The 24,236-nt window shown below is 74.8% G+C and carries 23 protein-coding genes; 14 read left to right on the forward strand and 9 right to left on the reverse strand.

Going from position 1 to position 24,236, the window contains the following annotated elements:
• Positions 1 to 14 precede the first annotated feature (14 nt).
• Both treY and glgX read right to left on the reverse strand, forming a co-directional pair.
• The gene (treY, locus tag EV188_RS28870) at positions 15 to 2,351 is read right to left on the reverse strand and encodes a malto-oligosyltrehalose synthase (protein WP_133829783.1); all 2,337 of its coding nucleotides are present in this window, start codon (positions 2,349 to 2,351) and stop codon (positions 15 to 17) included.
• On the reverse strand, positions 2,348 to 4,567 hold the full coding sequence (gene glgX / locus EV188_RS28875; RefSeq protein WP_133829784.1) for a glycogen debranching protein GlgX: 2,220 nt from the start codon (positions 4,565 to 4,567) through the stop codon (positions 2,348 to 2,350). The genes treY and glgX overlap by 4 nt, the downstream gene beginning before the upstream one ends.
• A 146-nt stretch (positions 4,568 to 4,713) precedes the next feature.
• Between glgX and EV188_RS28880 the strand changes: the two genes are divergently transcribed.
• From EV188_RS28880 to EV188_RS28905, 6 genes are all read left to right on the forward strand, one after another.
• Positions 4,714 to 5,142, forward strand: a complete 429-nt coding sequence (locus tag EV188_RS28880) for an HIT family protein (protein WP_133829785.1) — start codon at positions 4,714 to 4,716, stop codon at positions 5,140 to 5,142.
• Positions 5,139 to 5,753, forward strand: coding sequence for a histidine phosphatase family protein (locus EV188_RS28885; protein ID WP_133829786.1), 615 nt, complete (start codon positions 5,139 to 5,141; stop codon positions 5,751 to 5,753). The genes EV188_RS28880 and EV188_RS28885 overlap by 4 nt, the downstream gene beginning before the upstream one ends.
• Positions 5,750 to 6,382, forward strand: a complete 633-nt coding sequence (locus EV188_RS28890; RefSeq protein WP_133829787.1) for a TMEM175 family protein — start codon at positions 5,750 to 5,752, stop codon at positions 6,380 to 6,382. The genes EV188_RS28885 and EV188_RS28890 overlap by 4 nt, the downstream gene beginning before the upstream one ends.
• Before the next feature lie 38 nt (positions 6,383 to 6,420).
• Positions 6,421 to 8,103 carry an MFS transporter gene (locus EV188_RS28895; RefSeq protein ID WP_133829788.1) on the forward strand — a complete coding sequence of 561 codons (1,683 nt, stop codon included), beginning with the start codon at positions 6,421 to 6,423 and terminating at the stop codon, positions 8,101 to 8,103.
• Positions 8,104 to 8,194: 91 nt separating this feature from the next.
• Entirely contained in the window at positions 8,195 to 9,751 is a 1,557-nt protein-coding gene (locus tag EV188_RS28900; protein ID WP_133829789.1) for an amidase, read from the forward strand.
• Between the two features lie 360 nt (positions 9,752 to 10,111).
• Positions 10,112 to 10,471: a nuclear transport factor 2 family protein gene (locus EV188_RS28905; RefSeq protein WP_133829790.1), complete on the forward strand. Its 360-nt coding sequence runs from the start codon at positions 10,112 to 10,114 to the stop codon at positions 10,469 to 10,471.
• On the opposite strand, the gene EV188_RS28910 is transcribed toward EV188_RS28905, so the two are convergent.
• Positions 10,459 to 10,686 carry a DUF2630 family protein gene (locus EV188_RS28910; RefSeq protein WP_133829791.1) on the reverse strand — a complete coding sequence of 76 codons (228 nt, stop codon included), beginning with the start codon at positions 10,684 to 10,686 and terminating at the stop codon, positions 10,459 to 10,461. The two genes, EV188_RS28905 and EV188_RS28910, sit on opposite strands and share 13 nt — an antisense overlap.
• Before the next feature lie 10 nt (positions 10,687 to 10,696).
• Complete coding sequence (locus EV188_RS28915; RefSeq protein ID WP_133829792.1) at positions 10,697 to 12,868, reverse strand: bifunctional lysylphosphatidylglycerol flippase/synthetase MprF; 2,172 nt, start codon at positions 12,866 to 12,868, stop codon at positions 10,697 to 10,699.
• A gap of 159 nt (positions 12,869 to 13,027) precedes the next feature.
• On the opposite strand from EV188_RS28915, the gene EV188_RS28920 reads away from it, so the two are divergent.
• The 4 genes from EV188_RS28920 to EV188_RS28935 all read left to right on the forward strand — a co-directional run bounded on the left by EV188_RS28920 (position 13,028) and on the right by EV188_RS28935 (position 15,812).
• Positions 13,028 to 13,966, forward strand: a complete 939-nt coding sequence (locus tag EV188_RS28920) for a cation diffusion facilitator family transporter (RefSeq protein ID WP_133829793.1) — start codon at positions 13,028 to 13,030, stop codon at positions 13,964 to 13,966.
• Positions 13,963 to 14,559: a hypothetical protein gene (locus EV188_RS28925; protein WP_133829794.1), complete on the forward strand. Its 597-nt coding sequence runs from the start codon at positions 13,963 to 13,965 to the stop codon at positions 14,557 to 14,559. The genes EV188_RS28920 and EV188_RS28925 overlap by 4 nt, the downstream gene beginning before the upstream one ends.
• Before the next feature lie 62 nt (positions 14,560 to 14,621).
• Positions 14,622 to 15,425, forward strand: coding sequence for a helix-turn-helix transcriptional regulator (locus EV188_RS32840; protein WP_243742076.1), 804 nt, complete (start codon positions 14,622 to 14,624; stop codon positions 15,423 to 15,425).
• Positions 15,426 to 15,461: 36 nt separating this feature from the next.
• Complete coding sequence (locus EV188_RS28935; RefSeq protein WP_133829795.1) at positions 15,462 to 15,812, forward strand: hypothetical protein; 351 nt, start codon at positions 15,462 to 15,464, stop codon at positions 15,810 to 15,812.
• A gap of 9 nt (positions 15,813 to 15,821) precedes the next feature.
• On the opposite strand, the gene EV188_RS28940 is transcribed toward EV188_RS28935, so the two are convergent.
• Together EV188_RS28940 and EV188_RS28945 are read right to left on the reverse strand one after the other, a co-directional pair.
• Positions 15,822 to 17,417 carry a Na+/H+ antiporter gene (locus EV188_RS28940; RefSeq protein ID WP_133829796.1) on the reverse strand — a complete coding sequence of 532 codons (1,596 nt, stop codon included), beginning with the start codon at positions 17,415 to 17,417 and terminating at the stop codon, positions 15,822 to 15,824.
• On the reverse strand, positions 17,414 to 18,043 hold the full coding sequence (locus tag EV188_RS28945) for a class I SAM-dependent methyltransferase (RefSeq protein ID WP_133829797.1): 630 nt from the start codon (positions 18,041 to 18,043) through the stop codon (positions 17,414 to 17,416). The genes EV188_RS28940 and EV188_RS28945 overlap by 4 nt, the downstream gene beginning before the upstream one ends.
• A gap of 101 nt (positions 18,044 to 18,144) precedes the next feature.
• Here EV188_RS28945 and EV188_RS28950 point away from each other — a divergent pair, with 101 nt between their 5' ends.
• The gene (locus EV188_RS28950) at positions 18,145 to 19,098 is read left to right on the forward strand and encodes a cation diffusion facilitator family transporter (RefSeq protein ID WP_243742077.1); all 954 of its coding nucleotides are present in this window, start codon (positions 18,145 to 18,147) and stop codon (positions 19,096 to 19,098) included.
• On the opposite strand, the gene EV188_RS28955 is transcribed toward EV188_RS28950, so the two are convergent.
• Positions 19,085 to 20,047: a GlxA family transcriptional regulator gene (locus EV188_RS28955; RefSeq protein WP_133829798.1), complete on the reverse strand. Its 963-nt coding sequence runs from the start codon at positions 20,045 to 20,047 to the stop codon at positions 19,085 to 19,087. The genes EV188_RS28950 and EV188_RS28955 overlap by 14 nt on opposite strands.
• A 109-nt stretch (positions 20,048 to 20,156) precedes the next feature.
• Between EV188_RS28955 and EV188_RS28960 the strand changes: the two genes are divergently transcribed.
• Together EV188_RS28960 and EV188_RS28965 are read left to right on the forward strand one after the other, a co-directional pair.
• The gene (locus tag EV188_RS28960) at positions 20,157 to 20,729 is read left to right on the forward strand and encodes a hypothetical protein (protein WP_133829799.1); all 573 of its coding nucleotides are present in this window, start codon (positions 20,157 to 20,159) and stop codon (positions 20,727 to 20,729) included.
• Positions 20,730 to 20,737: 8 nt separating this feature from the next.
• A complete protein-coding gene (locus EV188_RS28965) occupies positions 20,738 to 21,232 on the forward strand; it encodes a methylated-DNA--[protein]-cysteine S-methyltransferase (protein WP_243742078.1) in 495 nt (164 codons plus the stop codon).
• Here EV188_RS28965 and EV188_RS32040 read toward each other — a convergent pair.
• Positions 21,214 to 22,458, reverse strand: a complete 1,245-nt coding sequence (locus EV188_RS32040; protein ID WP_166660147.1) for a hypothetical protein — start codon at positions 22,456 to 22,458, stop codon at positions 21,214 to 21,216. The two genes, EV188_RS28965 and EV188_RS32040, sit on opposite strands and share 19 nt — an antisense overlap.
• 123 nt (positions 22,459 to 22,581) lie before the next feature.
• On the opposite strand from EV188_RS32040, the gene EV188_RS32045 reads away from it, so the two are divergent.
• The gene (locus EV188_RS32045) at positions 22,582 to 23,388 is read left to right on the forward strand and encodes a (2Fe-2S)-binding protein (RefSeq protein WP_166660148.1); all 807 of its coding nucleotides are present in this window, start codon (positions 22,582 to 22,584) and stop codon (positions 23,386 to 23,388) included.
• Here EV188_RS32045 and EV188_RS28980 read toward each other — a convergent pair.
• Positions 23,385 to 24,119, reverse strand: a complete 735-nt coding sequence (locus EV188_RS28980) for a M50 family metallopeptidase (RefSeq protein ID WP_243742079.1) — start codon at positions 24,117 to 24,119, stop codon at positions 23,385 to 23,387. The two genes, EV188_RS32045 and EV188_RS28980, sit on opposite strands and share 4 nt — an antisense overlap.
• Positions 24,120 to 24,236 lie beyond the last annotated feature (117 nt).

A 24,236-nucleotide genomic window follows, 5' to 3' on the forward strand; every position in this document is an offset into this window, starting at 1 on the left:
GAATCCAAGCAGGATCAGGCAGGGCGGACGAGCAGCGCCACCGGGAAGCGATCGAGCACACTCGCGAGCGTCGGCGCCGACCCCTCGACCGGGCGGCCGGTGACCACGTCGGTCCAGTCGTCGGCGCCGCCGGGCAGCGGCAGCACGGTGTCGCGCCAGCCCCCGGCGGCCTCGAGGCCCACCGGCAGCCGGGTGGCGACGGCGACGAGACGCTCCCGCCCGGCCGGACCCCCGCGGGCGAACGCGACCGCGTGCTCCGCCGCGACGCCGGACGCCGGCACGGGGGCGTAGCCTCGGAAGAGCTCGGGCCGGAAGCGCCGCAGCCGCAGGGCCGCGGTGACCACCGCGAGCTTGGTGGCGGCCACCGCGTCGGCGTCGGTGTCGTCCGCACCCGGCGTCCACCCGTCGTCGAGACGGCCGAGCAGCCGGCGCCGGAGGTCGAAGTCGACCGGCCTCCGGTTGTCGGGGTCGACCAGCGAGTACTCGAAGCACTCGGTGCCCTGGTAGACGTCCGGGATGCCGGGCCCGGCGAGCTGCAGCAGCTTCTGGCCCAGCGAGTTCACGCGGCCCGGGGCGTCGAGCCGGGCGACGAACGCCTCGATCTCGGCGACCGCGTCGGCGTCGGCGAGGACCTGGCCGGGCCACGCCGCGATCGCCTCGTCGACCTCGGGCACCGCGTCGACGTGCGCGGTGACGAGCTTGGCCTCCCTGGACGCCTTGGTCAGGTAGCCCGCCAGGCGCTCCTCGGTGATCGGCCACGCCCCGAGCACGGACTGCCAGGCGAGCAGCTCCAGCGACGGCGACGGGAGCGGGTGGCGCGCCGACGCCGAGCGCAGGAACGCCCCCCACTCGGCGGTCAGCTCGCTGAGCACGGCCAGGCGCGCCCGCACGTCCTCGGAGCGCTTGGTGTCGTGGGTCGAGAGCGTGGTCATCGTGGCCGGCGAGGCCGCGTCGCGGGCGGCGGCGCGGGTGTGGAACTCGGCGGGGGAGACCCCGAAGCGGTCCGGGGCCCCGCCGACCTCGTTGAGCGCGACGAACCGGTTCCACCGGTAGAAGGTGGTGTCCTCGACGCCCTTGGCGGTGACCATCCCGCTGGTCTGCTGCACGCGCCGGGCCAGCGTCCCGTCCGGCTCGGCGGTCATCGCCGCGTGGATGCGCCGGACGATGTCGGCGAGCTCCGGGCGGGCGGCGGCCGCGGTGTCGACGGCGCGGTCGAGGGTGTCGCGGCCCTCGGGCAGGTAGGAGCGGTAGACCGGGAACGAGCACAGCAGCTCGGCGACGGCCTCGCGCACCTTGTCCTCGTCGCCGTCGCCCGGGACGTGGCCGGCGATCCGGCGGACCTCGGCCACGAGGATCTCGTCGGTGACCAGGCGCCGGGCGGCGTGCTCGGTGGTCGAGAGCCCCTCGCGCACGCCGGTGTGCTGCGCGGCGACGGCGTCGACGAGGGCCTCGCCGCGCGGGTCGACGAACAGGCCGCCGATCTCGCGCAGCGCCTCGTAGCCCGTCGTGCCGTCCACCGGCCAGGAGCGGGGGAGCGTCTCGTCGGGACCGAGGATCTTCTCGACCAGCAGCCAGGCGTCGTCGCCGAGGGCCGCGCGCAGCCGGCGCACGTAGGCGCCGGGGTCGGTGAGCCCGTCGGGGTGGTCGATCCGCAGGCCGTCGAGCTCGCCCGCCGCGCGCCAGCGCAGCACCTCGGCGTGCACGGCGTCGAACACCTCGGGGTCCTCGACGCGGACGGCGGCGAGGTCGGACACGTCGAAGAAGCGCCGGTAGGTGAGCTCGGCGTTGCCGCGGCGCCAGTGCACGAGCTCGTAGTGCTGACGGTCGTGCACCTCCTGGGGCGTGCCCTCGCCCGTCCCCGGCGCCACCGGGTAGCGGTGCTCGTAGAAGTGCAGCTCCGAGCGGTCGTCGGAGAGCGTCAGCGCCTCGACGTCCTCGGGCGAGCCCAGCACCGGAATGAGGATCCGCCGGCTCAGGTCGGCGTCGTACCAGGACGCGTACGGCGACTCGGCGCCGAGCCGGAGCAGCGACCACCACGAGGGGTTGGCCTCGGGCGCCGCCACGCCCATGTGGTTGGGCACCAGGTCGACGAGCACGCCGAGCCCGGCCTCGCGCAGCGCGGCCACGAGCTCGCGCCGGCCCTGCTCGCCGCCCAGCTGGTCGTTGGCGCGCGTGGGGTCGACGACGTCGTAGCCGTGGGTCGACCCCGGCGAGGCCTCCAGGATCGGCGAGCAGTACAGCGTGCCGACCCCGAGGGCGTCGAGGTAGCCGACGAGCTCGCGCGCCGCGCCGAAGGGCTGCGCGGGGGAGAGCTGGAGCCGGTAGGTGGAGGTCGCTCGGGGCGTGGTCACGCGTTCTCCGTGACGTCGGTGCGCTGCAGCAGCACCATCGAGCGTGACGTGACGGTGAGGGCGTCCCCGCCCACGCGGTCGTCGAGGTCGTCCGGCAGCGGCGGGGTGTTCCAGGTCTGGGTGGTGCGGGTGGTGCCGACGGCGACCTCCCCGGTGGTGGTGTCGAGCACCGTGGCCCACCGGTGGGGGAAGCCCTCACCGGGCAGGGTGACCTCGACGTCCTCGTGGTGGGCGTTGAAGATCAGCAGGAACGTGTCGTCGACGACGCGCTGGCCGCGCGGGTCGCTCTCGAGGATGCCGTCGCCGTTGAGGAACACGGTGAGCACGGCGGCCTCGCCGGACTCCCAGTCCTGGTCGGTCATCTCCTCGCCCGACGACGTGAACCAGGCGATGTCGCGCTGCACCTCGGCGTCGGGCGCACCCGCCGCGGGCCGGATCGGGCGGCCGTTGAAGAAGCGGCGGCGCCGGAACACCGGGTGCGACGCGCGCAGCTCGGACACCTTGGCGGTGAAGTCCATGAGCTCCGAGTCGGCCTTCTCCGGCGACCACTCCATCCAGGAGATCTCGGAGTCCTGGCAGTAGCCGTTGTTGTTGCCGTACTGGGTGCGGCCCATCTCGTCGCCGTGCAGCACCATCGGCACGCCCTGCGACAGGAACAGCGTGGTGAGGAAGTTGCGGCGCTGGCGCTGGCGCAGCTCGAGGATCGCCGCGTCGTCGGTGGGGCCCTCGACGCCGTGGTTCCAGGAGTTGTTGTCGTCGGCGCCGTCCTGGCCGCCCTCGCCGTTGGCCTCGTTGTGCTTCTCGTTGTACGAGACGAGGTCGTTGAGCGTGAAGCCGTCGTGCGCGGTGACGAAGTTGATCGACGCGTAGGGCCGGCGGCCGTCGTCCTGGTAGAGGTCCGACGACCCGGTGAGCCGCGCGGCGAACTCGCCCAGCGTGCCGGGCGTGCCGCGCCAGAAGTCTCGCACGGTGTCGCGGTACTTGCCGTTCCACTCGGTCCAGCCCGGCGGGAAGTTGCCCACCTGGTAGCCGCCGGGACCGACGTCCCAGGGCTCGGCGATGAGCTTGACCTGCGAGATCACCGGGTCCTGCTGCACGAGGTCGAAGAACGTCGAGAGCCGGTCGACGTCGTAGAACTCGCGGGCCAGCGTGGACGCCAGGTCGAACCGGAAGCCGTCGACGTGCATCTCGGTGACCCAGTAGCGCAGCGAGTCCATGATCAGCTGCAGCGTGTGGGGCTGCCGGACGTTGAGCGAGTTCCCGGTGCCCGTGTAGTCCATGTAGTACTGCGGCTGGTCGTCGACGAGGCGGTAGTACGCCTGGTTGTCGATGCCGCGCATCGACAGCGTCGGGCCCTGGTGGTTGCCCTCGGCGGTGTGGTTGTAGACGACGTCGAGGATCACCTCGATGCCGGCGGCGTGCAGGTCGCGCACCATCGCCTTGAACTCCTGCACGTGCGCGCCCGGCGCCGGGCGACCGGTGATGCCGACGCTCGCGTAGCCGTAGTGCGGGGCGAAGAAGGCGATGGTGTTGTAGCCCCAGTAGTTGCGCAGCTCGCGCTGCACGAGGGCGTCGTCGTGCACGAACTGGTGCACGGGCATGAGCTCGATCGCGGTGATGCCGAGGCGCTGCAGGTGGGCGATGACCGCCGGGTGCGCGACGCCGGAGTAGGTGCCGCGCATCTCCTCGGGCACCTCGGGGTGCAGATACGTGAGGCCCTTGACGTGGGCCTCGTAGACCACCGTGTCGTGGTACGGCGTGCGCGGCGGGCGGTCGTCGTGCCAGTCGAAGAACGGGTTGATGACCACGGACTTCGGCACGTACTGCGCCGAGTCGTCGTGGTTGGTCTCGTCGGCGTCCTCGAAGTGGTAGCCGAAGAGCGCCTCGTCCCACGAGTACGTCGTGCCGAGCGTGCCGTCGAGCGCCTTCGCGTACGGGTCGATGAGCAGCTTGTGGGGGTTGCACCGCTGCCCCTGCTCCGGGTCGAGCGGGCCGGCGACCCGGTAGCCGTACCGCTGGCCCGGGACGATGCCGGGCAGGTAGCCGTGCCACACGAAGCCGTCGCGCTCGGGCAGCGCGATGCGGGTCTCCTCGCCGGCCTCGTCGAACAGGCAGAGCTCGACGGCGTCGGCGACCTCGCTGAAGAGCGCGAAGTTGGTCCCGGCCCCGTCGTAGGTCGCGCCCAGGGGGTAGGACGTGCCGGGCCACGGCTGCATTCGGGGTTCCTCCGCGGGGTGGGGATCGGGCGGGACGAGCGGGGGTGCCCGATCGTGCCCCGCGAGGATACGGGCCGGGACCGACAGCACAGGATCGATGCAGGACGGGGCCGCGGGCCGGCGCGCCGGTCGCTAGCATGCCCGCCGTGGCGACGGTCTTCACAAAGATCATCAACGGTGAGATCCCCGGGCGGTTCGTCTGGTCGGACGACCAGGTGGTCGGGTTCCTCTCGATCAACCCCCTCGGTCCCGGCCACGTGCTGGTGGTGCCGCGGGAGGAGGTCGACCAGTGGCTCGACGCCCCGGACGGCCTGTTCGAGCACGTCATGGGGGTGGCCAAGAGCATCGGCGCGGTGATCCGTGACGTCTGGTCGCCGCCGCGGGTGGCGCTGATGATCGCGGGCTTCGAGGTGCCCCACCTTCACGTGCACGTCCACCCGGCCTGGGGCCTCGAGGCGTTCGACTTCAGCCGGGCCGAGAGCGACCCGGACCAGGACGAGATGGAGCGCCACGCCGAGGCGATCCGTGAGGGGCTGCGGTCGGCGGGCCACGGGGACGCCGTCCCCGCCCGATGACCCAGCTCCTGCTCGTCCGCCACGCCGAGCCCCTCGCGGCGACCGCCGAGCCCGGCGCGGCCGGCGCCGACCCCGCGATCTCCGCGCGCGGAGAGGAGCAGGCCGACCGGTTCGCGAAGTGGCTCGCCGGCGCGCCCGACCGCGACGGCGTCGCCGAGATCGTCACCTCGACGATGCGCCGCGCCCGCGAGAGCGCGGCGCCGGCCGTGCGGCTGCTCGGGGCGCCGGAGCCCGCCGCCGTGGAGGACCTCTGCGAGTTCGACGCCGGACGCGCGAGCTACCGCCCGGTGCACCTGCGCGACGACGCCGACGAGGACTGGCAGGCCATCCGCGCCGGGGTCTTCCCCGCGTACGTCGACGGCCCCGCGTTCACGGCCCGCGTCCTGGCCGCCCTCGACGCGATCGCGGCGCGCCAGGACCCGCGGGCCACCGCCGTCGTCGTCTGCCACGCCGGCGTGATCAACACCTACGTCGCGGCGATCCTGGGGATCGAGCGGCCGCTGACGTTCCCGCTGCACCACACCTCGGTGACGCGGGTGCTGGTGTCGCGGTCGGGGACGCGCCGGGTGAGCTCGGTGAACGAGACGCAGCACCTCGCGGGCATGGTGTGACCGAGGAGCCGCGCGGGGACTGGCTCGGCCCCGAGCGCCTGCTCGCCTTCAGCGATGGCGTCGTGGCGATCGCGCTGACCCTGCTCGTGCTCCCGCTCGCCGAGCTCGTGCCCGAGGCGGGAGAGGCCACGCGCTCGGGGCTGAGCGTCATCACCGAGAACCTCGCGCCGATCGGCAGCTTCGTCCTGAGCTTCGTGGTCATCGCCCGGTTCTGGGCCGCGCACCACCGGGTCTTCAACGCCGCGACGCGGGTCAGCCCGCGGCTCGTGTGGGTCAACACGGTCTGGCTGTTCACGATCGTCGTGCTGCCCTTCCCCACCGAGATGGTCGGGGCGTTCGAGGACGACCCGTTCACGCTGCGCTTCTACGTGTTCACGCTGTTCGTCAGCAGCGCGCTCCTGTCGGTCATGACGATCATGGTGCGGCGCTCGCTGGAGAGCGAGGACCACCGGGCACCGCGTCACGTCGCCACCGGCAGCACGGCCTCGCTCTTCCTCCTCGTCTTCCTGGTGACGCTCGTGGCGCCGCAGCTCGGGTACTGGCCCCTGCTGCTGCTCCTCGCCACCAACCCCGTCGAGCGCCTCCTCGGCCCCGTCATCGACCGCCGGCTGAACCGCGCCCGGGGCTGAGCCTTGAACGCCGCGCCCCCGTGGACGACGCTCCGACCATGACCACGTCGGCGACCTCGCGCGCCGGGCAGCGGATGGTCCTCGCCGCGATGACCCTCGCGAACGCGATGATCCTCGTGGACCAGACCGCGGTCCCGCTGGCCCTGCCCGACATCGCGCAGGACTTCCGGGTGAGCTCGCTGCTCGTGCAGTGGGTGCTCACGGCGAGCCTGCTGCCGCTGGCGGGCCTGCTGGTGCTCGGTGGGCGCCTCGGCGACCTGCTGGGGCGCCGCCGGGTGTTCCTGCTCGGCTCCGTGGTCTTCGCCGGCGCCTCGGCCGTCGGCGGCGTCGCGCCGGACTTCACCGTCCTCATCGTCGCCCGGGTGCTGCAGGGCTCGGGCGGCGCGCTGATGCTGCCGGCGACCGTGGCCATCCTCAGCAGCGCGTTCGACGCGAAGGAGCGCGGCCGGGCCCTCGGCGCCATGGGCGGGATCGCGGCCACCGCGGGCGCGCTCGGCCCCACGATCGGCGGCCTGCTGACCTCGGCGATCAGCTGGCGCGCCGTCCTGCTCGTCAACCTCCCGCTGCTCGCCGTGACGCTGTGGGCGACCCTGCGCGCGGTGCCGCCGGACCCGCCGCGCCGGCGCGGGGTCCACGTCGACCTGCCGGGCGCGGCCCTGCTCGGGCTCGTCCTCGTCGGCCTCGTGTTCGGGCTCGCCCAGACGACCACCGAGGGCTGGACGGCCCCCGACGTGCTCGTCTCCCTGGCCGTCGCCGTGCTCGCCGCGGTCCTGTTCGTCGTCCGGGAGCGGCGCGTCGCCGACCCGCTGCTCGACCTCGGGCTGCTCGCGCGCAGCCGGGACTACCGCGGGGCGACGATCTCCCAGGCCCTCGCCGGCATGGCGGAGATGGGGCTCGGGCTGATCCTGCCGCTCGCCCTCGTGCTCAACCTGGAGATGGATCCCGCGCTGGCGGGGCTCGCGCTGCTGGCCACGACGGTGCCGATGGTGGCGATCGCCCCGCTGGTCGGGCGCTGGTACGACAAGGCGGGTGGGCGTCCGCCGCTGGTGGTGGGCTTCGCGCTCCTCGCGGTGTCCGGGGTCCTGCTCGCCCTCGGCATGCCGGCCAACGACTTCTGGGCGCTGCTGCCGGGCCTCGTCGTCTACGGCGTCGGGCTCGCGGTGGTGCTCACCGTCAACGACCCGGTCGGCCTCGACACCGTGCCCGAGCGCGACCACGGCCAGGCGTCGGGCGTGTCCGCGACGGCCGAGCAGGGCGGCGGCGCCGTCGGGATCGCGCTGCTCTACGCCCTGCTGCACCTGACCTACATCCAGTCGCTGGTCGACGGCGTCGCGGAGCGCGGGCTCCCGCCGCTGACGCCCGAGCGCGGCATCGAGCTGCGCGACGCCCTCGCCGACGCCCAGCAGACGGGGCTGGTGCCGAGGACGTTCGACCCGCAGGTCGTCGAGTACCTCGACGTCGCCGAGCGCGCCTCCGACCACGGCTACGTCGCGGCGTTCCTGGCCGTCACCGTGCTCGCCGTCATCGGCGCCGTCACCTCCGCCTGGCTGGTCCGGCGGCCGCCGGACCCCGCCACCGTGGAGGCCGAGGCCGAGGTGCCGGACACGGAGTGGGGAGCGGACGGGACCCCGGAGCCGGGACCCGGCGACCGCGACTACCGCCACCCGGTCCGCCCAGCGCGTCTCCCGTCGACACCCCGGTCACGCTCCGCGCCCGACTGATCGGCACCGTCATCCGGTCGTGACCCACGGGTGGTCCGCCGTGCCTACGGTGAGCCTTCCGCCGCCGCTCCCGACCTCCCGAGGAGATGCCGTGCCCGTCACGCCGCCCACCCCCGAAGAGCTCGCCGCCCTCGCCGAGCGCGACCGTCTGGGACTCGACGCCGAGGGACTCGCGGCGTTCGCGCCGCTGGTCACCGGCTCGTTCGGGGCGTACGACCGGGTCGAGGAACTGTGGGCCGCGGAGGCCCCGGTCGCGCCGGAGCGGGAGTGGTCGTGGCCCGCGGCGGGGGAGAACCCGTGGGGCGCCTGGTACGTGCGCTGCCGCGTCGAGGGCGCGCCCGAGGGCCCGCTGGCGGGGCGGACCGTCGCCGTCAAGGACAACACCGCTGTCGCCGGGGTGCCGATGGCCAACGGGTCGCGCCTCGTCGACGGCTACGTCCCGGCGCGCGACGCGACCGTCGTGACGCGCCTGCTCGAGGCCGGCGCCACCGTCACCGGCAAGTCCGTCTGCGAGGACCTCTGCTTCTCGGGCGGCAGCCACACCTCGCACACCGGGCCCGTGCGCAACCCTTGGGACCCGAGCCGGACCACCGGCGGCTCCTCCAGCGGGAGCGCGGCCCTGCTCGCGGCCGGCGAGGTCGACCTCGCGACCGGCGGCGACCAGGGCGGGTCGGTGCGCATGCCGGCCGCGATGAGCGGGATCGTCGGGCACAAGCCGACCCACGGCCTCGTGCCCTACACCGGCGCGTTCCCGATCGAGTCGACGATCGACCACCTCGGTCCCATGACCCGCACGGTCCCCGACGCCGCCCTCGCGCTCGGGATCCTCGCCGGCCCCGACGGCCTCGACCCGCGCCAGCCCGACGCCGTGGTGCCCGTCGACTACCTCGCCGAGATCGCCCGCGGGGCCGAGGGGCTGCGCGTCGGCGTGGTCACCGAGGGGTTCGGGATCGAGGGCCTGTCCGCGCCGGGGGTCGACGCGAGCGTGCGGTCGGCGGTCGACGTGCTCGCCCGCGCGGGCCTGTCCGTCGACGAGATCTCGGTGCCGTGGCACCGGCACGCGTTCGACGTCTGGACGGTCGTCGCCACCGACGGCGTCGTCGCCCAGATGATCGAGGGCAACGGCTACGGGATGAACTGGGACGGGCTCTACGACCCGGACCTCATCGCGCACTACGGGCAGCGCCGCGCCGACGGCGGGCACCTGTTCTCGGACACCGTGAAGATGGTGACGATGGCCGGGCGCCACGCCCTGACCCGCGAGCACGGGCGGCACTACGCGATGGCCCGCAACCTGCTGCCCACGGCCCGCGCCGCCTACGACGCGGCGCTCGCCGACCACGACGTGCTGGTCATGCCGACCGTCCCGATCCTGCCCAGCGTGATCCCGTCGGCCGACGCCCCGCCCGCCGAGGTCGTGGTGCGGGCCCTCGAGATGATCGTCAACACGGCGCCGACCGACGTCACCGGCCACCCCGCGACGTCCGTGCCCTCGGCCTCGGCGGACGGGCTCCCCGTCGGCATGATGATCATCGGTCGGCGCTTCGACGACGCCACCTGCCTGCGCGTCGCCCACGCCTTCGAGCAGGCGGTCGGCGGCTTCCCGTCGCCGCACGTCGCGACGCCGGCGGCGGTGCCGGCGGGCTGAGCGCGTCCCGCGGAACTGAGCGAGGGGCACCTTCGCTCGGATAGGCGGGCGAGGGGCGCCTCTCGCCGGAACCCGCGAGGCGAGGTGTCTTGCGCGGAACTGAGCGAAGGGCACCTTCGCTCGGATAGGCGGGCGAGGGGCGCCACTCGCTGAAACGTGGCCAGCGGGCGATCATGGCGGGCGCTCGCCCGCGACGAGCACGGTGCGCATGATCGACAGGCTTCGTCGCCTGCGCACCGTGCCCCTCGCGGCGCGACGACACCCACGGCTCCCTCGAGAGATCGATCCGGCGAGCTCGCCGGCCTCCGCCCTGCGCGAACACCGCCCCGCGGACGGCGCGGCGGCCCTAGCGTCCGGCGCATGACGAGTCAGGACGACGTCGCGCTGGTCCTCGGCGCCTACGAGGCGTGGGAGCGCGGCGACATCGACGCCGCGGTCGCGCCGATGCACCCCGACATCGTGTGGATCGAGCCCGAGGAGTTCCCGATGCGCGGGGAGCGGCGCGGCCCGGCGGCGGTGCACGAGTACCTCGACGCGTCCCGGAAGGGCTGGCGGGAGATGCGGTCGCAGCGCCGGGCGAGCGTGGTCGGCGACACCGTCGAGATCGCCCACCACCTCGAGGGCGTCCTGCTCGACGGCACGCCGAACACGGTGGACGTCGTCGACGTGTTCACCGTCCGCGACGGGCAGGTGGTGCGGATGGAGGCCTACTGCAGGTAGTCGTGCACCTGCTTCGCGGTCGCCTCGCCCGGGTCGCCGCCGAAGTCGCGGCCGGCGCGGCGGCGGCGCAGCGCGTCCCAGCACTGGTCGAGCTGCTCCTCGACCTGCGCGAGGCGCGCGCGGTCGTCGTCGGTGATCGCCTCGCCGTGCGCCCGCAGGCGGTGCTCCTCGTCGACCAGCGCGTGGATCGTGCCCAGGGTGTCGTCGTCCGCCATGGTCGAGAGCCTAGCTCCGCACGAGGGCGACGAGGTCCCGCACGCCGGCGTCGGGCAGGTAGGCGCGCCCGATGCCGATACCGACGCGCGGGAGGTCCGCCTCGTCGCGGTAGACGAGGAACATCGGCTCGTAGCGCGGCTGGAACTTCGCCTTGAACGTGTGCAGCGAGCGGAAGCCGTAGTAGGGCTCGAGCAGCTCGCCCATCCGGTCGAGGACGCGGTCGAGGACGTGCTCGCCCTCCACGGCGTCGTCCGAGTCGCCGGCCCGCGCCAATGGCGCGCCCGAGAGCGAGAGGAAGCGCGCGCCCTCGGCCTGGAAGGTCAGGCACGCCGAGGCGATGAGGTACTCGACCACGGCGCGGAAGCCGTCCTGGCTGCGGCGCATGACGTCGAGGGTCCAGCCGACGACCACGTCGTCCGGCCCGTACACCGGCAGCCACGAGGTGACGCCGTGGACCCGGCCCTCGGCGTCGACCGCGAGCCCGGTGCGCACCTCGGGGTCGAGCGCCTCCTCGACGCCGCCGAGGGTGAAGCCCATCTCGGGCAGGCCCTTGTCGCCGACCCACTCCTCGGAGATCGCCCGCACCTGCGCGACGACCGAGCGCGGCTCCTCGGCGAGGTTCACCATCCGGTGCTCGATCCCGGCCTTGCCCGCACGGTTGAAGGCGCTGCGCACGTTCTGCCAGGGCTTGCCCTTGAACTCGAGGCCCTCGAGGTCTATCAGCGTGTCCTCGGCGACCTGCAGGGCGCGCCAGCCGTCCGCGCGGGCGGCGTCGGCGAGCGCCTCGGTGGTCGAGAACAGGCACGGCATCCAGCCCGACCGCTCCGCCAGCGCCCGGAAGTCCTCCAGCGCCGCGGTCCGGTCGGCCGGGGCGACGATGGGGTCGCCGAGAGCCACGGCGACGCCCGCGTGCACCCGGTAGGCGGTGACCCCGTCGGCGTGCTCCAGGTACCGGTTCTCCGGCCACGTCGTCATCCACGACAGCGTCGAGCCGCCGTGGCGGTGCAGGGCGTCGCGGGCGACGTCGGGGCCGGTCGCCGCGCCGCCGGCCCGGCGCCGCAGCCGGCGGCGCGAGGGGACGGCGAACGCCTGCCGGCCGAGGACCAGCCACACCAGCAGCGCCGACCACAGCACCGCGTTGGGCACGAACACCGCGAGACCGACGAGCTCGACCTGGTCCATCTGGCCGGTGCTCTGCGCCCAGATGACGACACCGACCACGAACAGCCCGACGAGCAGGTAGAACGCGCCGAGCACGAGGCCCGCGAGCCACGCCAGACGGCGCCCGCGGCGCAGCCCCTCGGCGAGCACCAGCGAGATCACGACCGACACCAGCGTCTCGAGGAGCGTCGAGTCCGACGCCGTGCTGCCCAGCGGTCCGGCCACCGGCACCAGGAGGGTGAGCACGCGGATCACGGCGATGACGACGAGGCCCGCCGCCGCCACGAGCCGCCACTCGCGGCGTCCCGGGCGCCCGTTCGGGGTGGCGGGGGCGAGGTCCGGCCCGGCGATCCGCCTCCCGAGCGGCAGCGCCACCGCGAGCGCGAGCGTGTGGGCGGCGTCGGCGAGGTGGCCGAGGAACAGCAGCCCGACCAGCGCGACGCCGACGAGCACGAGGCGCAGCCGCAGGCGCCACGGCGCGCTGAGCGTGGCCGACGCGACCGCGAGCACCGCGAGCACGCCGGTCGACAGGCCGCCGGTCAGCGCGCCGGCCAGCGCGACCGCCCACACCCAGCCGGTGGCGGCGAGCGCGACGACGACCCCGATCGCCAGGAGCACCGCGGCCAGCTGGGCGACGACGAGCACGGCCGCCGTGCGCCCCGACCCCAGCCGGCCCTCGGCCCAGCCCAGCCCGACGACGGCGAGGACGAACCCCAGCAGCGCGCCGACCGGGTGGGTCCCGGCCAGCGCTGCGGACAGCGGCGTCCACCAGTGGCCCTCGGCGAGTGCGGGCACCCCGGTCGCGATCGACGACGCCCACGTGCGGTCGGCGAGCGGCGTCCAGAACGCGCCGGTGCCGATCCCCGCGACGAGCACGAGGAGCGCCGTCACCGTCGTGACCGGCCGCCAGCGCGCGACCCCCGTGGCCCGGGCCCGCACGGCGCCGAAGCGTTCGCCACCGGGCTCCTCGGACTCCTCCTCCACCGGGTCCGTCGGCTCGGGCGGGGCGGTCGCCGTCATGGGTTCTCCTGGAGTGTCACGCTGCGCTGTCAGGCGACCGCGTCGCGCGGCTGAATGGGTGAGCTTCCGGACGAGTGTCCGACTCGGCGGCCCCGAAGACAATCCTCTGGGTGATCGAAAGTCTCGACGTGGCGCGCCGCGACGGCCACGATCAACGACGTGGAGAGCGAGGACGCCGGAGACGCCGGGGGCACCGCCGACGCCGGCCGCCGCGACCGTCGGCTGCTGCTGCTCTCGGTGTGGGCGTCCGCGGGCTTCGCCGTGCTGTCGTCGGTGTGGGGCGTGCTCAGCGGCTCGTCGATGATCGTCTTCGATGGCCTCTCGTCGTTCGTGAGCATCGGGCTCTCGATGCTGGCGGTCGTGGCGCTGCGGACCTCGCGGCGCGGCCCGGACGAGCGCTACCCGTGGGGTCGCGAGGCCTGGGAGCCGCTCGTCGTGGTGATCAAGGCGGCCGCGCTGGGCGCGCTCTGCGTCTACGCGGTCGTCGGGGGGATCGCCGACCTGCTCGCCGGGGGCCGGGAGGTCTCGACGGGCTGGGCGCTGGCCTACGCGATCGTCGCGACGGTCGCCGGCGCCGTCGTCACGCTGCTGATGCGCCGCGGCGGGCGCTCGGACCTCGTGCGCGCCGAGGCGGCGGAGTGGTTCGGCGACACCCTGCTCTCGATCGGCGTGCTCGTCGGCTTCGTGATCGCCGTGGTCCTGGTGTCGGCGGGCCGGCCGGACCTCGCCGCCTACGTCGACCCGGCGATGGTCGTCGTGGTGTCGCTGCTGTTCCTGCGCATCCCGGCCCGGCTCATCGGGGGCGGGATGCGCGAGATCCTCGCGATGTCGCCGCCCAGGGACACGCAGGCGGAGCTCGACGAGGCGGTCGAGGCGGTACGGGAGCAGTTCGGGCTCGCCGAGGCGTTCCTGCGGGCGTCGAAGGTGGGCGGTCGCGTCGACGTCGAGGTCGACTACGTGGTGGGGGAGGGATCGTCCGTGCACACGGTGGCCGACGGTGACGTCGTCCGGCAGGCGCTGCACGACCGTCTGGAGGTGCTCGGGCACGAGCGCTCGGTGGTCGTCGCGTTCACGACCGATCGGCGGTGGGCGGTGTGAGCGATCTCGTGGTGCACCTCGGCCGGCCCGAGGACCTCGTGACGGTCGAGCCCGCCGACCTGCTCGACGACGACCTCGGGCGGACGATCCCGGGCGCCGAGGAGATGTTCGAGGTGCTCCTGGCCCGCCGCCGTCCCCGGCGCGGGCTCGACCGCATCGTCATGACCCTGCCGCCCGGCGTCGTGGCCGACGGCGACGTCGAGGCCGTCCGGACGCGCCTCGCCGACGGGCTGCGGCGGTGGTGCCTGCGGCGCCTCGAGAGCGTCGCGCGGGACGCCGGGCTGCAGCGGCGCCTGGCGGTCGCCGCGCTGCGCCCGGGCATCCCGCTGTTCCTGATCGGCCTGGCGTTCTCGACCGACTTCCTCGCCCCCGACGTCCCCGAGTTCTTCCAGAACCTCCTCGGCAACGGCGTCTTCCTCGTCATCGCGTGGATCGGGCTCTGGTACCCCCTGGACTCGCTGTTCTTCGCCCGCCTGCCGCTGAAACGGCAGCGCCGGGCGCTGGTGGTGCTGATGGCGCTGCCGGTCGAGGTGCACGCCCGGCCCTGGGCCGAACGAGTGGTTGCGCGCGACGCATCGGGTGACGGCGGGTAGCGACCCGCCCGCCGACCGGAGGACCCTCTCGCGCGCGAGGGTCACGGGGGACGGGGTCGGCGATGGAGACCATCCAGCGCGAGGGGGAGTGGCTCGAGCTCGTCGCGGACCTGATCACCCGCCCGCTGACGCGCTGGCCCGTCGACCGGATCCTGCCGATGCTCGCGTGCTCGTTCGGCGCGCCGGCGGCCACGTTCTACGCGCAGGACCCGGGCGGGCCGATCGACCAGTACCGGTGGCCGGCCGACCTCTACGAGGACCGACTCGAGGAGGCGCTGCGATGGGGCCGCGAGCAGGCGCCCGTCGACCACCCGCTGCTGCGGTACTACCTCGCGACCGGCCGCGCCGAGGCCGTCCAGGTCGCCGACGTGCCCGAGCGGTTCGCCGACCACGGCGTCCACGAGCGCTGGCGGACCGCCTGCCGGGACGTGTTCAGCCCGGACGTCGTCGCCCAGGCGTCCCTGCCGGTCTGCCTGACCGGCGGGTCCAACCGGTCGTTCCTCGTCGGCCGCCCCGATCCCTACTCGCCGTGCGAGATGGACCAGCTGCGCCGCCTGCAGCGCGTGTTCGTCGGGCTCGACCGCCAGATCGCCGCGCACGCCCGGTGGACGACGCGGACCGGGCCGATGGCCGTCCCGACCGCCGAGGAGGTCGGCCTGACGCCCCGCGAGAGCGTCGTGCTCGACATGCTCGCCACCGGAGCCACCGCCCGGGCGATCGCGCGCCGCCTGACGGTGGGGGAGCGGACCGTCCAGAAGCACCTGCAGCGGGTCTACGCGAAGCTCGGCGTCGCCGACCGCCTCGCCGCCGTACAGCGCGCCCAGCTCCTGGGCCTGCTCCCGCCGCCGGTGGTCGTGCGTACGTAGTTCACGCCCTGTCGCGATCGTCACGTTCCGTCGTGAATGGGGTGGCACCACCACCACCAGGCCCGGGAGGCCACCGTGCTCGCGACCACCGACATCCGTGCCCGCCTCGACGACTGCCGCTCCAAGACCGCCACCGCCATGCGTGACACCGAGGGCGACACCGGTGCCTCCGTCGTCACCGTGGCCGTGGTGCGGGAGTTCCTCAGCAAGGCGGACAAGGCGGGCCAGGTCCCCGACGACGAGGCCCGCGACGCGGTGATCGAGCTCGAGCAGGCGGCGGACAGCGCGAAGGCGGCCGCGGCGGCGGACCCGGGCCTCGGCGGGGCGGCCCGGGAATCCGTCGAGGCCGCCCACCTCGCGATCTGCATCCTCAAGACCGAGGTCTAGCCACACCGCTCAGCGGTCCAGCATCGCCTCCTCGTAGTCCAGCTCGCGGAGCATGTCGCGCAGGATGCCCTCGTCGATGCGGCCCATGTCGCGGAAGCGCACGAACGTCTCGCGCTCGGCGCCGAGCATCGCGCGGCGCAGCCGGGTGAACGCGACCGAGGGCGCCTCGCCGATCTCCTCGTCGGGGCGCCCGAGGCGTTCCCACGCGCCGTTGGAGCGGTGCTGGGCCCACGTCCGCAGCTGCTCGGTGACGTGCTGCGGGGTGCCGTCGTCGGTCAGCTCGTCGAGGCGGCCCAGCGCGGCCTCGGCGGCGGCCTGCTTCGCGGCGGCCTCGTCGAGCACGTCGCGCTGGGCGCCCTTGTCGCGCACGTGCAGGCGCCGGATCAGCGTCGGCAGCGTCAGGCCCTGGAGCAGCAGGGTGCCGACCGTGACGACGAACGCCGCGAACACGACGACGTTGTAGCCCGGCATGGCCTGGTCGCCGTTGATGCCGTGCGGGATCGCGAACGCCGCGGCCAGCGTGACCACGCCGCGCATGCCCGCCCAGGAGATGATGAAGGGCACCCGCCAGGGCATGGGTGGTCCGCGCCGTCGCACCTTCGGCAGCACGCGCGGGAGGTAGATCGTCGGGAAGACCCACACGAAGCGGGCGATCACGGTGACCGCGAGCAGGGCCAGCGACACCCCGACGATGCGCAGCTTGTCGTCGCCGAGGCCGTCGTAGACGATCCGCAGCTGCAGCCCGATCAGGGCGAAGACCAGCGCCTCGAGCAGCGTGTCGAGCGCCTTCCAGACGGCCTGGTCCTGCAGGCGCGTGGCGTAGCCGGCCTCGGTCGCCTTGTGCCCGAGGTAGAGCCCGGCGATGACCACCGCGAGCACGCCGGAGGTGTGCAGCTCCTCGGCGAGCAGGTAGATCGCGAACGGGACGAGCAGGCCGACCGAGCTCTCGAGCGCGCCGTCGTTGAGCTTCATCCGCACGCGGTGCAGCAGCCAGCCCGCGGCGCCGCCGATCGCCACGCCGCCGACCGCCGCGAGCGCGAACTCGCCGAGGCCCTCCAGGATCGTCGCGCCGGTGCTGACGGCCATCGGCGCGATCGCGGCCGCGAGCAGGACCCGGAACAGGGTCAGCGCGGTCGCGTCGTTGAGCAGGCTCTCGCCCTCGAGGATCGTCATGATCCGGCGCTGGAGGCCGAGGCGCCGCCCGATCGACGCGGCGGCGACGGCGTCCGGCGGCGCGACCACGGCGCCGAGTACCAGCGCGCTCGCCAGCGGCAGCTCGGGCACCAGGAACCACGCGGCCACGCCGACCAGCGCCGTCGTGAACACGACGAGGCCGACCGCGAGCTGGCCGATCCGCCGGATGTTCTCGCGCAGCCGCAGTGTCGAGCTCTCCAGCGCCGCGGAGTAGAGCAGCGGCGGGAGCACGAGGAAGAGCACGAGGTCGGGGTCCAGCGGCACCGACGGGACGCCGGGCACGAACGAGATCGCGAGCCCGACGACCACGAGGACCAGCGGCGCCGAGAACGAGAAGCGCCGCGCGAGGGCCGTGACGCCGAGCGCGACGACGAAGACGACGAGCAGGGTCGGGCCGAGGTCCTCGGTCATGACGCCGGTCGCCGGTGCACGCTGACGGCGTAGCCGCCGCCGTCGTAGGGCTCGGCGCCGTCCCAGTCGGCGGTGCGCACCTGCAGGTCGAGGCCGGCGGCGGCGCACGCGGCGTCGTAGTCGTCGAGACCCGGGAACGGCACGTCGTCGGGCAGCGTGAACGGCACGTGGTCGGCGTCGAGGCCGAAGCCGGCGACGAGCAGCCCGCCCGGGCGCAGGTGGCCGGCGAGGTGCGCGACCACCGCGGCGTGCGTCCCGGGCGTGAGCAGCGGCCACAGGTTGCCGGCGGCCACCACGGCGTCGAGGGGGTGGTCGAGGTGGAGGGGGTCGGCGAGGTCGGCGAGGCGCCAGTCGAGCTCCGGGGCCGCCGCGCGGGCCTCGGCGAGCATCGAGGCGTCGAGGTCGGCGCCGGTGACCCGGTGCCCGAGCCGGGCGAGGTGGATCGCGACACGCCCGGTGCCGCAGCCGGCGTCGAGGACGTCGGAGGGCCGGCCGTCGAGCAGCGCGTGGACGCGGCGGGCCTCCCCGTGCAGGTCCTCGCCCTGTTCCTCCAGGGCGGCGAAGCGGGCGGCGTAGCCCGGACCGGCGGTGCCGCCGGTGACGGCGAGCCAGGGATTGACGCTCACCGGCACACTCTAGGGCCGGTGTGAGCGCGCCGTGAGGAGACCGGTGAGGTCCGCGGCACGTCCCGTGTCCCATGCGAAACCGTGCATGTATCGTCGGCGGCGTGGGACACGGCCATGGTCACGGCAGCGGCGGCGACGACCGCCGGCGCCTGGGTGTCGCGCTCGGCGTCACCGCCCTCGTCGCGGTCGTGGGCGCGGTCGGCGCGATCGTCACCGGCTCGCTCGCGCTGCTCGCCGACCTGGGCCACGTCGGCACCGACGTCATCGCCCTCGCCACCGCCCTGATCGCCTCCGCCCTCGCCGTGCGCCCGCCGAGCATCCGGCGGACCTTCGGGCTCGGCCGCGCCGAGGTCCTCGGCGCCGCGGTGAACGCGGTGCTGCTGCTCGGGGTCACTGTCTGGGTCGCCGTCGAGGCCGTCGAGCGGATCGCGACGCCGACCGAGGTGCCCGGCGGCGGGCTGCTCTTCTACGGCGTCGTCGGCCTCGTCGGCAACCTCGTGTCGCTGGTCGTGCTCCAGCGCGGCAGCGGCGGGATGAACGTCCGGGGTGCGGCGCTGCACGTGCTCGGCGACGCGCTGGGCTCGGTCGCCGTGCTCGCCGCCGCCGTCGTCACCCTGACCACCGGCTGGGCCTACGCCGACACCGTCGCCTCGTTGGTGATCGTCGCGATCCTCCTGCCGCGCACCGTCTCCCTGCTGCGCGAGACCGGGCACGTCCTGCTCGAGGGTGCCCCGGCGGGCATCGACGTCGACGACGTGCACCGGGAGCTGCTGGCCGTCGAGGGCGTCGCCGAGGTGCACGACCTGCACGTCTGGGCGATCAACGACCGCAGCCCCGCGGTCTCGGCGCACCTCGTCATCTCCGACGACGGCTGCGCCACCGCCGACTGCGGGGAGCACGGCGTGCTCGACCGGGCTTCGACCGTGCTGCGCGACCGCTTCGGCCTGCACCACAGCACGCTGCAGATCGAGGCCGTCGAGCACGCCGACCACGAGGAGGCGTGCACACCCCTCACGATCGACCAGCCGTCCGTCGAGGCCCTCACGGAGCGGTGACGAACGCGCGCCGGTGCTCCGAGGGCGTGCGTCCGTAGACCTCGAGGAACGCGGTTCGCATCGTCTCGGTCGACCGGAAGCCGCAGCGCGCGGCGACCCGCGCCAGCGGGACGTCGGAGGTGGCGACGAGCGCGGCGGCGGCCTCGGTGCGCGCGCGGCGCACGTGCTCGGCGGGGGTGCGCCCGAGGTGGCTGCGGAACAGCCGGGCGAGGTGGCGCTCGCTGACCCCGGCGTGGTCGGCGAGGGCGGCGGCGCCGAGGTCGGCGTCGAGGTGCCCGGCCACGTGGTCCACGGCGCGGCGCACGACGTCGTCGGCGGGCGCCGGGGCGGCGACGTGCACGCTCATCTGCGCCTGGGTCCCCGGCCGCTGCAGGTAGGTGACGAGCGCCCGGGCGACCCGCCGGACGATCACCGGCCCGTGGTCCTCGTCGACGAACGACAGCGCGAGGTCGAGAGCGCTGGTCACCCCCGCCGACGTGGCGATCCGGCCGTCGCGCACGAAGATCGGGTCCGGGTCGACGTCGACGGCGGGGTAGGCGCGGGCGAGGTCGGCGGCGAACACCCAGTGGGTGGTGGCGCGGCGCCCGTCGAGCAGCCCGGCCGCGGCGAGGACGTGTGCGCCGGTGCAGACCGACGCGACCCGGCGGGCGTCACGGGCGAGGCGCCGGACGTGCGCGAGCAGCACCGGGTCGGCGGCGGCGCGCTCGGCACCGAAGCCGCCCGCCACGACGAGGGTGTCGACGGCGCCGGTGTGCTGCTCGAGCGCCCCGTGGGCCGCGAGCTGCAGGCCGGGCCGGCACGTCATCGTCCGGCCGCCCGGCGTGAGGAGGGTGACCGTGTAGGCCGGGTCGGCGCCGACGTCGCGGGCCGCGGCGAGCGTGGAGGTGATGCAGGCGATGTCGAGCAGCTCGGCGTCGTCGTACCCGACCACCACCGTCGCCCGTGCCATGCTCGGACCCTAGCTCCCGGCGTGTCCGTCCGGACCCGTTCCGCAGGAATCCGGACAGGTCTCGCCGGATACCCCCAGGGGGTATTGCTCCTGCGCCACGGTCGTCGCCATGACCACCTCCTCGCACGCCCCCCACACCCACGGCGCGCTCGGCGCGGTCGCCCGGCGCTGGCCCGTGGCGGTCGGCCTGCTCGCCGCCGCCGCGATGGTGCTCGCCGGCCCCGCCACCGCCGCCGACCTCGCGATGGTCGTCGTGCTCGCCGCGTCCTGCTACGTCGCCGCGGCCGCGTTCTCGCGACCGTGGATGGCGTGGGTCTGGGTCGCGGTGGGCTCCGTCCTCGTGGTGGCGTCCCGCCTGCTCGCGATCTCGCCGACCCTGGTCAACGCCGTCGCGGGCGCCGCACTGCTCGTGCTCGGGGTGGTGCGCGGCGTTGCCCGGCCGGCGCTCGCCCGCCAGACGGCGGGGTTCGTGGTCTACGGCCTCCTCGCGCTCGTGGCGCTGGCGCTCCCGCCCGGCCCCGGCCTGGTCCTCGCCGCCCTGACGCTCGTCGGGCACGGCGCCTGGGACCTCTGGCACCTGCGCCGGCACCGCGACCAGGTCTCGCCGTCGCTGGCCGAGGCCTGCGTGGCGCTCGACGTCCCCGCGGGCCTCGCGGTGCTCGTCCTCGCGTTCCTGGTGTGATGGGGGCCGTGACCGTCACGCACACCGTGCTCGAGAGCCCGCTCGGTCCGCTGACCCTGCGAGCGCACGACGGCGTGCTCTCCGGGCTCTACATGACCGAGCACCGGCACGGCCCCGCCGCGGAGACCCTCGGCGCCCGCGACGACGACGGCCTGCCCGCCGCCCGCGAGCAGCTCGCCGCCTACTTCGACGGCGAGCTCACCGACTTCGACCTCGCGACGACGGCCGGCGGCACCCCGTTCCAGCAGCGCGTCTGGGCGGCGCTGCGCGAGATCCCGTACGGCGCGACCGTGACCTACGGCGAGCTGGCCGCGGCGATCGGGCAGCCCACCGCCGTGCGTGCGGTGGGGCTCGCCAACGGCCGCAACCCGATCAGCATCGTCGTGCCGTGCCACCGCGTCATCGGCTCGACGGGCTCGCTCACCGGCTACGGCGGCGGCGTCGAGCGCAAGCGCGCCCTGCTCGACCTCGAGTCCCGGAGCGCTCAGCGCCGCTCGGGCTGAGTCCGGGCGGCCTCGCCGTCGGGGTCGAACCAGGGGTGGCCGCCCGCGGCGCCGTTCCCGGTGGTCGGTGGGGCGACGCCGTTCTGATCGGTCGCGCCGTCGTCGTCCGCGCCAGCGTCGTCGCTCTCGGCGGCGGTGTCGGTCCCGTCGGCGGGCTCCGCGTCCGCGTCGGCCACCGGCTCCTCGTCGACGTCCTCGCCGGGAGGCGTGTCCTCGGCGCCCGGCGTGTCCGGCGTGTCCGGCGCCTCCTCGGCGTCCTCCGGGGCGACCCCCTCGAGGTAGCCCGGGTACTCGGTGGTCGTGTCGTCGGCCTCGTCCTCGTCGGCGGCGCTCTCCGGGGCGTCCTGCAGGTAGCCCGGGTAGCGGTCGTCGTCCGCGACGGGCTCCTCGGCGCTCTCCTCCGCCGCGTCCTCGGGGGTCTCCTCGAGCTCCTCCTCGGCCTCCTCCTGGGCGGGGGTGTCCTGCTCGGGGGCCTCCGGCGCGCGGAGGTCGGTGGCCGCGAAGGTCTCGGTGTCGGCGGGCTCGTCGTCGACGGGGTCCACGCCGTCCTCCCGCTCCGCCGCCCGGACTCCGGGGACGGGCACCGGGATCGGGGGCAGCGGCGAGCTCTCGGGGGAGGAGGGACCCGGCGGCATCCCGCGCGGGGGACCCGACGGCCTCCCGGGCGGGGGTCCCTGCGGGGGACCGTGCGGCGGGCCCTGGGGCGCAGCGTGCGGCGAGCCCGGCGGCGGTCCGGAGGGCGGGCCCGTCACGGGCCGGGGGCCGGTCCGCGGGCCGGCGCCCGCGCCGACCGGCAGGAAGGTGGTGCCCGCCTCCGCGATGACCTGGTCGCCGCGGTCGTCGACGAGGGCGTGGCGGCCGGTCGGGGTGCGGTCCTCCCGCTGCGGCTGGGGCTGCGACGGCTCGGCGGCGGCCGGGAGGCGCCGGAACAGCGCGATGAGCAGCAGCGTCCAGGACACGACCTGCAGCAGGATCACCACGAAGCCGAGCACACTCGAGAGCGGCAGCAGGGTCTCGGGCGACAGGCCGAAGGCGTCGAGCGACGTGGCGGCCACGAGGAACGTCGAGATGAGGACGACCACGAGCTGGACGGCGAGGCCGGCGATCGCCGGGGTCGACACCGCGGGGAGCTCCCGCCGGCGCAGCAACGCCACCACGAGGCCCACCACGACGGGGACACCGACGGGGAGGGAGGCTGCGGCGAGACGAACGCCGGAGTCGAGCATGGCGACGAACCTAACCGAACGGCCCCGAACGGCGGAGGACCGACCTCCCCGAACCCGGCAGACCGGACCGTGCGTCACGGCCGCACGTGCCTCCGGGGGTCATGTCCGTCAGCATGGTCGGCGGTGAGCAGCGAGACGACCGGCCGACGGGGCAACATCACCGGGCCCCGTGCTGCCCCGAACGCCGACGCCGACCGGGTCCGGACGGTCCTCGCGGAGTCCGACGCCGTCGACGGGTTCTTCGCGATCTCCACGCGGGCCGCCGAGGGCGCCGACCCGTCGTGGCGCCCGCTCGCGTCGCTGCTGACGGTGCCGGCGAGCGGTCCCGACCCGATCGAGGAGCGGATCGCGGCCGTAGCCGACGGGCTCGGCGCCGACCGGCGGATCGCCGCGTCCCTGCTCGGCCAGTCGCTGGTCTCCCGCTCGGTGTCCGTGCTGCTCGCCTGCGCCGCGGCCGGGGTCCTGCCCGACCTCTCGCCCGCGTCGGTCCTGCACGCGCGCCCGTGGGCCGGCGGCCCGATCCCGCTCTGGGCCGACCCCGAGCGGCTCACGGGGACCGAGCTCGGCGCGCCCGACGACCCGGAGGCCGCGGCGGCGTTCGCCCGCGCGCTGGCCGACGAGCACGTCGCCCCGGTGGTCGCGGGCCTGCGGGCGCGGGCGTCGGTGTCGGCGCGCGTGCTGTGGGGCAACGCGGCGGGGGCGCTCGGCGGGGCGGTGCGGGTCTTCGGCGCCGCGCGCCCCGATCGCCACGCCGCCGCGCTCTCGCTCGCCCGCGGCGTGCTCACCCAGGAGCCGTTCGCGGGCCTCGGGCGCTTCGTCCCCGAACCCCAGCACCCCAGCGGCCTCGGGTTCCGGCGGACGACCTGCTGCCTCTACTACCGCGTGCCCGGCGGCGGCACGTGCGGGGACTGCGTCCTGCAGGGGCGCTAGACGGGCGGCCAGACCACGAGCAGGCGCCCCGCCCCGAGCAGCGAGAACACGCCGACCAGCAGGAACAGCGCCACCCAGACGCCCGCGGGCACGCCGGTGAGGCGCTCGAGCTGGTCGGCGTCGGAGTCGGGCGCGCGGCGCCGGGAGCGCTTGCGCTGCACCTCGAGCACCGTGCGCAGCCCGCCGATGATGAGGAACCAGGTCACGAAGCACGCGAACCCGTACTGCACGTTCGCCGAGCCGTAGACCGCGACGACCACGAACACCGCGCCGGTCAGCGCCACCGACAGCACGCCGTAGGCGTTGCGGATGAGGATCAGCGTCGCGAGCAGCAGGACCACCGCGATGACGAGCATGGCCGAGATCGCGTCCGCCGCGACCAGGGCCGCCGCGCCGATCCCGAGGACCGGCGGGGTCGCGTACCCCGCGGCGGCGGTCGCGACCATGCCCGGCCCGTCCCGCCGGCCCTTCGACACCGTGACGCCCGAGGTGTCCGAGTGCAGCAGGATCTTCGTGAGCGTCCGCCCCGAGCAGATCGCGACCAGGGCGTGGCCGCCCTCGTGGGCGATCGTGACGACGTTGCGGGCGAGCCGCCAGGTGCCGTGCACACCGACGACGAGCAGGGCCACGAGACCACCCAGGATCACCAGGGTGGCCTGCGTCTGACCCGTGCTGAGCTGATCGAGCCCGTCGAAGGGCAGCGTCAGGGAGGACGGGCGGCCGGTCGTCACGATGGGTGCACGGTAGCCGGGAGCGTGTGTGGTCCCGGGTCCGCCTCCTCGGCGGATCGCCCTGCGCCACAGCGGTCCCTAGCGTCACAGGAGGACTCTTCCGTCCATCCGGTCGCG

The sequence above is a fragment of the Actinomycetospora succinea genome (assembly GCF_004363095.1).
GTDB classification, from domain to species: Bacteria; Actinomycetota; Actinomycetes; order Mycobacteriales; family Pseudonocardiaceae; genus Actinomycetospora; species Actinomycetospora succinea.